The sequence below is a fragment of the Terriglobia bacterium genome (genome assembly GCA_020072565.1).
Lineage (GTDB): Bacteria > Acidobacteriota > UBA6911 > UBA6911 > UBA6911 > JAFNAG01.
The window spans coordinates 20,719-33,555 of the sequence record JAIQGI010000059.1; the positions used below are offsets into that span (position 1 = coordinate 20,719).

Annotated in this window: 8 protein-coding genes; 7 read left to right on the plus strand and 1 reads right to left on the minus strand. The window is 60.8% G+C overall.

Features of this window, described 5'->3' with window-relative positions:
• The first annotated feature begins 453 nt into the window (after window positions 1–453).
• The 7 genes from LAP85_25365 to LAP85_25395 all read left to right on the plus strand — a co-directional run bounded on the left by LAP85_25365 (window position 454) and on the right by LAP85_25395 (window position 11,171).
• The gene (locus LAP85_25365) at window positions 454–2,865 is read left to right on the plus strand and encodes a M28 family peptidase (protein MBZ5499742.1); all 2,412 of its coding nucleotides are present in this window, start codon (window positions 454–456) and stop codon (window positions 2,863–2,865) included.
• Between the two features lie 203 nt (window positions 2,866–3,068).
• Complete coding sequence (locus LAP85_25370; GenBank protein MBZ5499743.1) at window positions 3,069–6,581, plus strand: glycoside hydrolase; 3,513 nt, start codon at window positions 3,069–3,071, stop codon at window positions 6,579–6,581.
• A gap of 33 nt (window positions 6,582–6,614) precedes the next feature.
• Window positions 6,615–6,758 (plus strand): hypothetical protein, encoded by a 144-nt coding sequence (locus LAP85_25375; GenBank protein ID MBZ5499744.1) that lies wholly within the window; start codon window positions 6,615–6,617, stop codon window positions 6,756–6,758.
• 152 nt (window positions 6,759–6,910) lie between these two features.
• Complete coding sequence (locus tag LAP85_25380) at window positions 6,911–7,933, plus strand: CPBP family intramembrane metalloprotease (GenBank protein ID MBZ5499745.1); 1,023 nt, start codon at window positions 6,911–6,913, stop codon at window positions 7,931–7,933.
• Window positions 7,930–8,511, plus strand: coding sequence for a hypothetical protein (locus tag LAP85_25385; protein ID MBZ5499746.1), 582 nt, complete (start codon window positions 7,930–7,932; stop codon window positions 8,509–8,511). The genes LAP85_25380 and LAP85_25385 overlap by 4 nt, the downstream gene beginning before the upstream one ends.
• Before the next feature lie 55 nt (window positions 8,512–8,566).
• Window positions 8,567–9,730: a beta-lactamase family protein gene (locus tag LAP85_25390; protein ID MBZ5499747.1), complete on the plus strand. Its 1,164-nt coding sequence runs from the start codon at window positions 8,567–8,569 to the stop codon at window positions 9,728–9,730.
• 229 nt (window positions 9,731–9,959) lie between these two features.
• Window positions 9,960–11,171, plus strand: a complete 1,212-nt coding sequence (locus LAP85_25395) for a tetratricopeptide repeat protein (protein MBZ5499748.1) — start codon at window positions 9,960–9,962, stop codon at window positions 11,169–11,171.
• 347 nt (window positions 11,172–11,518) lie between these two features.
• Here LAP85_25395 and LAP85_25400 read toward each other — a convergent pair whose 3' ends face one another.
• A complete protein-coding gene (locus LAP85_25400; protein ID MBZ5499749.1) occupies window positions 11,519–12,499 on the minus strand; it encodes a metallophosphoesterase in 981 nt (326 codons plus the stop codon).
• Between the last annotated feature and the right edge of the window lie 338 nt (window positions 12,500–12,837).

The window sequence follows — 12,837 nt, forward strand, 5'->3', positions numbered from 1 at the left end:
GACTCTGCAAATTACCGATCCTATCACGCTCTTTCTCATCGGGAGCGGAACCCTCACCGCTGCGAATGGCGACCAGTTGTTCTGGAATAGAGTAGATCATGTGTTTACATTCACTGGCGGTACAGGACGATTCAAGAACGCCACGGGCGGGTTCCAAATAACTCACCCACCTGCAGTTCTCACCGTCCTGGATCCAAATACCATAGTCGCGACGCATACCTATGTGAAAGATTGCCCGCGCCGGAAATTCGAGCTATGCGAAATGCCCCGTGCCCGCATGCTGATTATGATATAAAATCGGCGACATCAATTGAATCAGCTCCCCCAGGGCAGTCGATGGAAGTGTTCATAAGACTTGCAACTCTGCCCACTGCCATTCGTTTTCTTTGTTAGCGAGGCCCCGACCTTTCAGGCTGGAGGCAACACGGAACTTCATCCAAGAGGAGATTTAACATGAAAGTGCGAAAGTTCGCGATGCGAGTCGCGGTCGTGCTGGCGGTTGTGATTGCGATGTCCATGTCTGCGGCGGGGCAGGGGGGCAAGCCCGCGCCGGGAGGCCCGACGCCGATCAAGGTGGACGGCAAGGTCATCAGGAGCTACATCGAGTGGATGGCCGCACCCGAGCGTGAAGGCCGTCGCACGCTGACGCCCGGCTACGAGAAGTCGGTCGAATGGGCCGTCGCAAAGTTCAAGGAATGGGGAGTGAAGCCGGCCGGCGAGAACGGCACCTACCTGCAGAACGTGCCGATGAGCGGCACTTACGTCGCCACGACGGGCACGCCGGAGATGATCGTCGACGGGCGCGCCTTCTTTTTCAAGGATGGCGATTTCGCGATTGACAACCGGTCGACGCCGGGTGCGTCGGCGAGCGGCGAGATTGTTTTCGTCGGCTATGGGATTTCGGCGCCCGACAAGGGGCTTGACGAATACGCGGGCGTGGACGTGAAGGGCAAGATCGTCCTGGCCTTCAAGGGCTCGCCGAAGGATGCGCCGGCCGCCCGCGGCATGTTCGGTGTGGCGCCGCCCGAACCGAAAAGCGCCGAAGCGTGGGCCGCGGAATCGACTCCATTTGCCAAGATCATGAAGGCGTATGAGAAGGGGGCCGCGGCGATCCTGCTGTTCGAGCCGACCAGGCTCGCCAGCGGGAGCCTGATGGGCGGTCCGGCCCCGGCGCCCGCACCGGCGATGGTCGCAGGCGGCATCACACAGACGCTCGATCCGTCCGCCTTCACGCGCCCCTTCCTCGCGTTCACCGACATCGACGTTCGTGTTTTCCGCCAGGTCATGCTGCGCGATCCGCAGGAGTCGTCCCGCGGCTTCAGTGCGCGCATCGAGCAGATCCGGCGCGACATCAAGGGCAAAACTGCGCGCTCGATGGCGACCGGCGTCGCGGCGCAGGTGAAGGGCTACGCCACTGCGTCATTCTACGGCGAGAAGTACAAGAACAACATCTCGCACAACGTCCTCGGCAAAGTGGAAGGCACCGATCCAAAGCTCAAGAACCAGTACATCGTCATTGGCGGCCACATGGACCACTTGGGTGTGACCAACGGCGTCATCTATCCCGGCGCCGATGACGACGCCTCAGGCACGGCCCTGACCATGGAGATGGCGCGCCTGCTTACGACCAATGCCGCCACCATCAAGCCGAAACGCACGATCATCTTCGGCTTGTGGTGCGGCGAGGAGGAGGGCCTCGTCGGTTCGAACTACTACGGGACGCATCCGACCGACGGCGTGACCATGGACAATATCGTCGCCAACTTCAACGGCGACATGATCGGCCTCGGGGATGGTATCGGCGCGCCCGGCGCCCTGAACTTCCCGGCGATCTTCGACGTGATCATGAAGAACCAGGACCCGGACGTTGCGAAAGCAGTGCACCCGTCCACCGGTGGGCCGGGCGGCAGCGACTTCTCGACGTTCATCGAGCGCGGTATCGAGTCGCTGGCGCTGATGACCGACGGCGGCATCGGCCATCCGGACTATCACGATTCGGGCGATCGCACCGACAGGATCGATGCGGAAATCCTGCGCAAGACGGGGCAGTTCGTGCTGCAGGGCGTCATCAACGTGGCCAACGATACGACCACGGAGATGGCCATTCCCGACCGGCTGCACCTCTATAACGCCATGCGCATGACCCTGCTCAACCTGAACGAGGTACGTGCCATGATGATGATGAGCATGTCGCAGGGCGTCGTGCAGCAGGTACGGCGTCCCGGCCTCGCGCCGGCCCTCGAGCCGTCGGCGTTCGCAGGGAACCTGACACTCATCGACGCTGCCGCGAAGCTGTACGGCATCAGCCGCGTGGACGTCCGCACTGATGGCAGCTGGTTCACCTCGAGCAACGTGACCGACCGCGGCAAGGACGCGGTGAAGGCGTTCGAGGCGAACGGGATGGTGCTGAACGCGATCAACCCGTCGGCGACGCTGTTGACGGATCTGCTCGACAACGCGAAGAAGCCGTTCATCGTGTCCGGGCTCGCCGCGATGCCCGATGCTGTGCTCGCGAAGCGGATCAAGGAGCAGAATGTGCTCGTGGCGGTGGACTTCGACATCAGCGATCCGCAGGCGGTCGCAACGAGCCTGATGGACTACAAGAAGTTGTTCGGCGATTCAGGCAACCTGCTGCTGATCACGCGGGTGCCTGCGCCGGCCGATCCTGCAGCGAGCAGGAAGTTCAATGCGGCCAAGCAGCAGCTGTTCCTGGCGCTCATCAAAGCAGGCTGGACAAAGGACGAGATCTACTCGATGGTGGGCGTCAGCCCGCGGCCGACCGGACCGACGCCGACGCCGCCCGACCCCGGCCGCCTCGGCGGCAACCTCGGCAAGCTTTCGGTGCCGCAGCCTCCGACCACCTAGCGGGACGTGAGGGAAACGGCAGGCAGTAGAAGGTAGGGCGGTAGATAGCAGATTGCGGATGGTAGCTGACCGACGAATTGTCAAAGCAGGGGCGGTCTACAAACTGCCGGCGAAGGTTTACCGGCAGTCAAGGGTTTGGGGATTCTTGGCGAGTCGTGCCTGAAGACATCACTCCTTTGTTTACGGCAGGTGGAGAAACACCCATGCGAATCTTCCACAGGGCAAAGCTACTCGGCTTTACAGTCACAACCGCTGCCTTTCTCGGGGCGTGGATCGTTTCGGCGCAGAACTCAGGTGATGCGCTCGAGCGTGGCTTCCAGAACCCGCCGGACAGCGCCAGACCGCGCGTCTGGTGGCATTGGATGAACGGCAACATCACCAAGGACGGGATCAGGCTTGACCTGGAATGGATGAAGCGGGTCGGAATCGGCGGGTTCCAGAACTTCGACGCGGCGCTCAATACGCCGCAGGTCGTGGACAAACGGCTTGTCTACATGACGCCGGAGTGGAAGGACGCATTCAACTATGCCGCCATGCTGGCTGATCAGTTGGGGCTGGAAATGGCCATCGCCGGTTCGCCCGGATGGAGCGAGAGCGGTGGACCGTGGGTGCCGCCTGCGCAGGCAATGAAAAAGTTCGTCTGGAGTGAAATCCGGGTCGAGGGTGGTGGGCCGTTCACCGGAGTGCTGCCCAAACCGCCATCCACGACCGGACCGTTCCAGAACATCGGTGGCGGGCGGGGAGGATTCGGCGGTGGACAAGCAGCCACACCTCCACCTGAGTTTTATGCGGATGCCGCGGTGATCGCCTATCGCGCACCGGAAAGCGACCGTACGCTGGCGGAATTGCAGGCGAAAGTGACCTCCAGCGGCGGGACCTTCGACCTGGCCGCGCTGACCGACGGCGACCTCGCGAAGGCCACCGCATTGCCGTTAGCGCCCGCCGGGCAAAAAGCGTGGATTCAGTTCGAGTTCGCAACCCCGCAGACAGTTCGTGGGCTCACTCTGATAACCGGCGGTGGCGGAGGAAGAGGTTCTGGCGGCGGCAGGGGGGGCAGCGGTGTCGGCAGCCCGGAGTTGGAATCGAGCGACGACGGCGAACAGTTCAGGACAGCCGTGGCATTTCCGAGTGGGGCGCGCACCATCTCCTTTCCGCCGGTTACCGCCAGATTCTACCGTGTGACGTTCCAGACGCGGCCACCGGCGGCTGGCCGGGGCGGGGCAGTCGGAGCTGTGGCGCCGCCCTCCGGGGGACCCCCACCGGGAGCAGCAAACCCGGCACCTGCCGCCCCTGCCGGAATTCAAATTGCCGAACTCGTCCTGCACACGGGAGCGCGGGTGAACCGGTTCGAAGAGAAGGCAGGATTTTCGGCGGCGATCCGCCCCTATGAGCTCGTGACTCCTGTGGTGCCGCCTCAGGATGCCATCATCAAGACCGACGTCATCGACTTGACTTCGAAGATGCGCCCGGACGGGACCCTTGACTGGATGCCCCCGACCGGCCGATGGGTAGTACTGCGCTTCGGCTATTCGCTCACCGGCGCACGAAACTCCCCGGCTTCCCCCGAAGCTACCGGACTGGAAGTGGACAAGCTCAACCGCAATTATGTCAAGGCGTATCTCGACAACTATCTGGACCAATACAAAGACACGGTCGGTCCGCTGATGGGGAAACACGGCTTGCAGTATGTCATTACCGACAGTTGGGAAGCAGGCGTGCAGAACTGGACCGACGACATGATGGCCGAGTTCACCAGGCGCCGGGGCTATGATATCCGGCCCTGGCTGCCGGTTCTGGCGGGCTGGATCGTCGAGAGTGCGGAAGCCAGCGATCGCTTTCTCTGGGACTTCCGCAAGACCATCGCCGACTTGACTACGGAATACCACTACGACCAGATCACCGCGTCTCTGCACGAGCGCGCGATGGGCCGCTACACCGAATCGCACGAATCGGGCCGGGCATTCATCGGAGACGGCATGGAGGTCAAACGCAATGCCGAAGTCCCCATGAGCGCCATGTGGATGCCAAGAGGAGCCAACGACGAGCAGACCGGTTACTGCGCCGACATCCGCGAGTCGGCTTCGGTGGCCCACATCTACGGCCAGAATCTGGCGGCCGCCGAATCCTTGACGGCCAGCGGAAACGCCTGGTCGTGGTCGCCAGAAACACTGAAGCCGACCGCCGACAAGGAACTGGCTATGGGACTGAACCGCTTCGTAATCCACACTTCGGTTCACCAGCCGGTGTCGGATAAAGTGCCGGGGCTCGGCTTGGGGCCGTTCGGCCAATGGTTCACCCGGCACGAGACCTGGGCTGAGTTGGCAGCGCCGTGGGTTATGTATTTGGCCCGCAGTTCCTATATGCTCCAGCAGGGGAAGTTCGTGGCCGACGTCATCTATTTTTATGGTGAGGACGCCAATATCACGGCCCTGTTCGCAAGCAAGCTGCCGGAAGTGCCTGCCGGTTATGACTACGACTTTGTGAATGCCGACGCCCTGGTGAATCGCTTGACGGTAGAGGAGGGACGAATCACCACCCCAAGCGGCATGAATTACCGCGTTCTGGCACTCGATCCGAGCAGCCAGCACATGTCGCTTACAGTTCTGCGCAAGATTCGCGACCTCGTGAACGGCGGGGCTGCAGTGGTGGGTCCCAAACCCGTCGACAGCCCCAGCCTAGCCGATGACCAGGCGGAGTTCCGCGCCATCGTCGACCAACTCTGGGCTTCGGACGCGGGCGAACGTGCAGTCGGCAAGGGCAGAGTCTACGCCGGCCGGACGGTCGCCCAGGCGCTGACGGCCCTGCAGGTGGAACCGGACTTCGAATATGCCAGACCGCAGGCGGATACCAACCTCCTGTTTGTGCACCGCAGGCTGCCGGACGGAGAAATCTACTGGGTGAACAACCGCAACGCACGGGTGGAGAGTGTGGAAGCGACCTTTCGCGTGCAAGGGAAGGCCGCCGAACTCTGGTCTGCCGAAACCGGCAATGTGGCGCCGGCCTCCTTCAAGACTGCCGCAGGGCGGACCACGGTGCCGCTGCGCCTGCAGCCGAACGAAGCGGTGTTCGTGGTGTTCCGCAAGGCGGCATCTTCGCCGGCGCGCACCTTGCCGACGCCGGTGGAAACCAGGATTGCGACACTAGAGGGTCCGTGGGAGGTCAGCTTCCAGGCGGAACGCGGAGCCCCCGCCAGGATTACACTCGACAAGCTGGGCTCGTGGAGTGAGAACGCCGATGAGGGTGTGAAGTACTTCGCCGGCACGGGAACTTATACCAAGACATTCCAGGCACCGGCCGACTGGTTTACAACCGGGGCACGGCTGTGGCTCGACCTGGGCGATGTGAAAAACCTCGCCGAGGCAGCGGTCAACGGCAAGTCGCTGGGCATCGTCTGGAAGACGCCATTCCGCGTGGATGTAACCGCTGCTATGAAACCAGGCGCGAACACTTTGGAAATCAAGGTGACGAACCTCTGGGTCAATCGTCTGATCGGCGACCAGCAGCCGAATGCCACGAAAAAGTATACGTACACCACCCAGCAGTTCTACAGGGCTGACTCTCCTTTGTTGCCCTCTGGCCTTCTGGGACCGGTGCAGATTGTGAGGCTGGCAACCGATGCCCCGACGACGGCCCGCACCAAAAAGCAGCCCACGCCGGCAAGCGCCGTCAGCCCGCCCAGACGAGCCTCGTCCGGCCCGCGGACGGAGCGACGATAGCTCGCCAGCATAGGCACGAGCGACAACAGCATCATGGCCGCCATCATCACCACCCACATCCCCATGAACGAGGCGGCGGCATCGAGCCAGGTCTGCCCGGGGATCCTCATCCACGCCATAGACATGGTCCAGCCGCCGGGCATCGCCATGCCGCCGGACATGGACCCGCACCAGTAGATGGAGTACGTCAACACCCCGGGCACATCGCATTCCGCGAGTGTGCCGTTTGTCGTCCCCGTAACGCGGGATTAAGGCCGGTTTACAGACAAACAGGGAACGCTTTTTCCGAAGACTTCGTCATGATTACCAGGCGGCTCGAGGGAGAAAACATGAAGCGATGGATCGGCCGGCATGAGACGGCAGTATTTCTCATCATTACCTATGGCATCTCATGGCCGTTGTGGCTCATCTCCGGAGCGCTTCTGCGAACTCCCGTGCGCGCCCCCGACCTTCCCTGGCTCGTCGCCCAGATCGGTGTTTTCGCCCCCGCCCTTGCGGGCATGGCGCTGGGGATCTGCGTCGATCCCGGCGGGCGCAGACGGGCATTGCGGCTACTCGGCCTTGTGTACGCGCCGGCCGTGGCACTGGGCGCCTGGATTGCAACACGCGGGTTCCCGTCGTTCACCGCCGTCGACGCCCGCTCGACATGGATACTGAACGCACTGGCGCTCTGGATCCTGGTGAGTCTCGGCCGGGAGCGCAACCGGCTGGTCCCCTGGACCGCTCAAAAATCCGACCGCACAAACACGGCCTTGTGGTCGGCGGGTTCCCTGCTCGCCCCGCCGGCCCTCTTCCTGGCCGCATGGGCAATGACACCGGCCACGGCAGGTCCGGCATCCAGGCTCCCTGTCATGCCGGTGCGGGAACTGACGCCGCTCGGCGTGCTCGCCAGCTTGAGCATGAATCTGGCGTACGGGGGATCGCTCGGAGAAGAGCCCGGCTGGCGCGGCGCATGGCTTTCACGACTTCTCCAAAGCCATACGCCGTTCACTGCCAGCCTGATCATCAGCTTCTGGTGGGCTCTCTGGCACGCACCGATCGATCTCTCGCAGGGCTTCGGTTTCACGGGCATAGGGGCCCTGGTAGTCCGCCAGATTACGACATTGCCCATGGCCATCGTATTCACCTGGGTTACGCTGCGCGCAGGCGGGAGCCTGCTGCCGCCCCTGTTGTTCCACGCGTCGCTGAATGCAATTCCGGATTTTGCTCTCGGCCAACCTGTGCGCTATGAGCGTGCTTTTGGCGTTTTTCTGGTGCTTCTCGTCATCATTGTTCTCGTCGCGGCCATGATGGATCCACGTTTCAGAGGTGCGCCGCACAAGGAACGGGAACAGTCAGCGAGGTCTCTATGACGAAAAACATACTCATTGCCGGATTCCTGGGAGGCGTGGTGATGTTCCTGGCGATGGTGGCCGGCCGAATTCTTCTCCCGGCCAACGAACTCCGAAGCATACCGGACCAGGTGCAGATTCACGCAGCCCTGAAGGAACGAATTACCGAACCAGGCACGTACGTGTTCCCCTATATGGCTCCTGGCGACAGGAGCAGCCGCTTCCCAGACTATCTGAACGAACCTGTCTTTGCGGTCACATACAGGGGCTACACTCACGCCACGGTCCCCGGGTTCGCCTCGGTCGGGATTCTCTCGTTTGTGCTGGCGCCGATCGCGGCAGCCTGGCTGCTGTCCCAGGCATCGGCAAGAATGCTGGCGACATATTTTCGCAGGGTGACGTTTGTTGCGGGACTGGGATTCTTCCTCGCCGTCTCCGCCGATCTTCTGCGGAGCCTCACCGACGAGAAGCCGTTCTCCGCGGTCGCAGAAATGGGCGTTATCACCCTCGTAACCTGGATGCTGGTCGGCCTAGTCCTGGCCTGGCGAATCAAACCGGAAACCATCGGCGCAGTCCGATCGGAAGAACCGCAGGCGTAACGCGCGGTTTCTCCATCACCGAATGGTGACTTCCGGCTTCAAGAAGGAGTGAAAGATGAACGGCAAATACTCGCTTACAGTCCTTTTTGCTGCGATCCTGTTTCCGGTGCTTGCCGCCGACACCGCTCCTTCCGGGCCGGTCACGTGGAAAACATTGGCAGGCGAGATTCGAACCGCGGATCAGGCCGAAACGCTGCTGCTCGACATTACCAAGAACTCCAATGTGTCGGCTCTCTCGGTGGCCGTTCTCCAGGACGACCGTGTGGTTATCGAGCGCATGATGGGTGTCGTGGACCGGGCAAGCCGCAAGCCGGTCGATTCTCGGACAGTCTTTAGAGCTGCATCTCTGAGCAAGCCGGTCTTTTCATATCTCGTGATGAAGCTGATCGACGAGGGCCTTCTGAATCTGGATCAGCCGCTGTTTCAGTTCATCGATCCTCCTTTTACAGCATACCCTCAGTACGACTCTCTTAAGAACGATGCGCGCTGCAGGGCGCTGACCCCTGCCGTCCTGCTCACCCATTCGGCTGGATTTCCGAACTGGAGACGCCAGCGCTGGACCGGGCCGCTGGAGATGCTTTTCAATCCGGGCCAGGAATTCAGCTACTCGGGCGAGGGTTACTACCTTCTGCAGTTTCTCCTGGAAAAGAAGACCGGGCGGGATCTCGCCGCGCTGGCAAAAGAGAAAGTCTTCGAACCTCTCGGCATGGCCGGAAGCTCGTTCCTCTGGGAAAGCCGGTTCGACGGCAACTTCGCCGTCGACCTCGGGACCGGGCTGGGCCCTCTGATCCAGAGGACCCGGACAAACGCCAACAGCGCCGGATCGCTCCTGACTAACGCGTCGGATTACGCCAGGTTTGCGCTCGCCACGCTGAGCGGCCGGGGGTTGAAGACCGGAACGGCGAAGGCCTGGCGATCCCCCCGCATCCGGGTTGCAGGCAAGGCCCTTCACAGCCGCGAGAAGGACGACGCCGGCGTGAACGACAGCGTCCAACTGTCGTGGACTCCAGGCTGGGGCTGGTTCCGCAGTCCTGCCGGAGAAGCGCTCTTCCACATCGGGATGGAAGAGGGTTGCGAAAATTACGTCGTGCTTTTCCCTGAAAAGAAAACAGGAATTGTCGTCCTGAGCGTGTCAGACCTGTCGGTCGGCATCACGCGGTCAATTGTCAAAGGCCTGATCGGCGATACTTATTCTCCCTTTGACTGGATGCGCTACTGACCTGGGCCGCGGGATCCCGGCATGGCATCGGCAGGGATGCGCCCCGGAGCACGCAACCATGGCTTGCGAGCCGATTCAAACAACTGGGGACGCTGACCGGTTTAGGCAAGCACCCTAACACAGAATCCGGGGAAGGTGATTGGGACTCATTGTCGAGTGAAAAACCGGTCAGCGTCCCCGGTTTCCCCGGTTTCCTCGTCCCACGCTGGCCGGCCGCGATCGGATCGACTTGGCGGAGACGCTGAAAGAGCTTGGCCATATCGAGGCTGGACATGGCAACTTCGATCGTGCAGAGGCAATTTATCGAGAAGCACTCGAAATCTGCCGGGAGATTCTTGGGGAGGGCAATGTAAAGGTGGCGGACAGTCTGACCAATCTCGGCAACATTCATTGGTATCGAGGACAATTCAAGAAAGCCGAGAAATATTACCGTGATGCCATTTCCGTTGTGAAGCGCGCAGGAGCTTCGGAGGATGACGTCGCAAGGGAACAGGTGAATCTGGATTCCGTGCTCATCCAGCAGGACCAGCTTGACGCCGCGATCGAGATCTTGACGCAGTCCCTCGAGGTACTACAGCGCAGTCGCGGCCGAGACAACACCTTGACCTTACATGTGATGAACAGTCTGGCTGGTGCGCTGTACCGGATTGGCAAATACGCTGAGGCTGAGCAGCTCCAGCGCGAGCTGCTTGCAACCCGCCGCAAGATCCTCGGCAACGACCACTTCGACGTCGCCTTGTCTTTTTACAATCTCGGCAATACGCTTGATGAGTTAGGGCGGTTCGCTGAAGCTGAAGATGCGCTTGGGGAGAGCCTCAATATCTGGCGCAAGGCCCTGCCTCAACCGCATGTTCAGGTGGCTTGGGCTCTCAATGACCTTGGCATCGCGTTTCGGGATGATGGAAAGTACGAGAAATCAGCCCAGGCATACCAGGAAGCCCTGGCGATATTTGAGAAGGCCCCCAGCGCCAAGCCTGTGGATGCCGCATGGGCCTGGCAGGGTCTCGGGGATGTGTCCTTCGCACGAGATCAAAAGATCGAGGCAGAGAAACTCTATCGCACGGCACTCCGGCTGCGGCAGAGCGCGCCTGGAGCCGGTCCCAGCGCCCTTGCGACTTCGGTGGCGGCGCTGGGCCGCCTGGTCTGCGAATCGGGCTCACATGGAGAGGGCGAACGGCTGTTGCGCGACGCCCTAGGCATTTTTCAACGGGTGTTGCCGGCCTCTCATTGGCGCATCGGGCACATGCAGGCGCTTTTGGGCCGCTGTCTATCAGCGCAGCGCAAGTTCGCGGACGCCGAACCGCTTCTCTTGAAAGGCTACGAACTCCTGCTCGAGAAACGCGGAGCCGGGCGCGAAGAGACGCCCGAAGCTGCCGGCGCTCTCGCGGCTCTCTACGTAACCTGGGGAAAGCCTGATCGGGCGGCAGTGTATCGAAAGTAAGCCAGGATCACCCGTTTCAATACGGAACGATACGGGGCCTGACCGAAACGAATTGAGTTCCAGCCCTTGTTCACAGGGAATCCAAGCTGCCTCCCGGGGCGGTACTGACTCCACTATATGATGCGATTCCTTTCCGGCCTGATGACCACGGATTTCAGGAGGGGATGGGTTCAACCCGGCCGCAGCTCCTGTTGCAGAGCCTGGGGGAATCCAGCCTGCTTTCTGGGAAGAGGTGTTTTTTGGAAAGGGTCCCTCAGGCTTCCTTTCGGCCCCTGCCGTGCTCCTCGTCCGCGCCCAGCCACAAAAAACGATTTTCGGTTCTCCCGACTTGGATACGTTCTTCAGCATTACCGCGCCAGAAGGTCAACATTCTTGACCACGGCGAACTGTGCCTTGCCATTGGGCGATTGGACAACCTGAGCCGAGGCTGAGGACCCGTCGATACGAAAAGTGATCACTGTAATCTTGCCGTCGTCGGAGTTTCCCGCCCCGCCCGCATCGAACTGGTACACTCCATCGGGCTCGAAGGGATAGCTCTTGCCATCGCTCGCGGGGCCGCGCGGATCACGCACGCGCATCACCGAATAGTTGTGCGTGTGCGCGGCCAGAACGGCGCGGACTTTGTCGCGGTGGCGGACGATCATGTCCCAAAAACGATTCCGCAGATCCGGACACGCCTCGAATCCTTCTCCGACATGACGAACGCGGCAAAATGCGGGCACGTGCATGGCAACAAAAATATGATCCATCTCCTTCGCGGAATTTATCGTTTCTTCCACCCAGCGGATGCCGGCATCATTGATGCATCCTCCCCGCTCACCGGTCCCTTGATATTGGTCCACCACGATCATGCGTACATTGCGAATATCCATGTAGTAGCTGACCGCGGATTTGGCAAACTGGGCTTGAATGCCTTCTTTGGGCAGGATCGTTTCGTTGATAAATCTCCGAAATCCGGCATCGTGGTTCCCAATTACCGGGAGAAACCGAGGGTAATGCGTTCCGGAAAAAATACTGCGGTAGATCGCATAATTGATATCGTTGGGATCAAAGTCGCCCGCCACCAGGATGAATTCAAGGTTATTCGACTCCTTGTTTATTGGGTCATTCGCATCGCGGATCTGGTTCAGCGCCGCCTTAAAATCCTGTGTCCCCGAGCGTGCGTCGCCCACAACTGAAAAAGACCAGGATTGGCCCAAAGCCGGTGCTGCTGACAGCGCGAGAACCAATACGTACGCGAAATAGGAAATGAGTTTCCTGCGCTTGCGACTGATTCTAGTCAACGCCTGGCGCATTGCCGCGCCGGATTCCGAAATATGATGAACCATGCTTTCCTCGGCATCAGTCTGAATCTGTGGTCAAGGGTTAGGTACATACCGCAGTCCTCGTTCCGAACCGGGGACTGAGTGATTCATTTTATTAGCTGTTTGCAGCAAATCACAGTGGGATCTGCACTGCGAAGCCCTGGCATCAGGTGCCTTCCTTAGAAGCAAAAACGGCTTGGCTATTTTGGCCGCAAGCCTCTTTTGAATGATAGGGAAGTGTTTTGGAGCGGGTCGGTGGGGATGGTCCACCTGGCCTGGAAGCATCTCGAAAATATCCCCGATTTCGGATGGGAAGCAGCTGCCGCGTCCTTGAAAGGGGGCCCCAGGAGGGGAGACGGGGA

What these genes read in the sequence shown, in the direction of transcription:
- LAP85_25365 (MBZ5499742.1), top strand. Translation starts at nt 454, where the DNA reads ATGAAAGTGCGAAAGTTCGCGATGCGAGTCGCGGTCGTGCTGGCGGTT.
- LAP85_25370 (MBZ5499743.1), top strand. Translation starts at nt 3,069, where the DNA reads ATGCGAATCTTCCACAGGGCAAAGCTACTCGGCTTTACAGTCACAACC.
- LAP85_25375 (MBZ5499744.1), top strand. Translation starts at nt 6,615, where the DNA reads ATGGCCGCCATCATCACCACCCACATCCCCATGAACGAGGCGGCGGCA.
- LAP85_25380 (MBZ5499745.1), top strand. Translation starts at nt 6,911, where the DNA reads ATGAAGCGATGGATCGGCCGGCATGAGACGGCAGTATTTCTCATCATT.
- LAP85_25385 (MBZ5499746.1), top strand. Translation starts at nt 7,930, where the DNA reads ATGACGAAAAACATACTCATTGCCGGATTCCTGGGAGGCGTGGTGATG.
- LAP85_25390 (MBZ5499747.1), top strand. Translation starts at nt 8,567, where the DNA reads ATGAACGGCAAATACTCGCTTACAGTCCTTTTTGCTGCGATCCTGTTT.
- LAP85_25400 (MBZ5499749.1), bottom strand. Translation starts at nt 12,499, where the DNA reads ATGGTTCATCATATTTCGGAATCCGGCGCGGCAATGCGCCAGGCGTTG.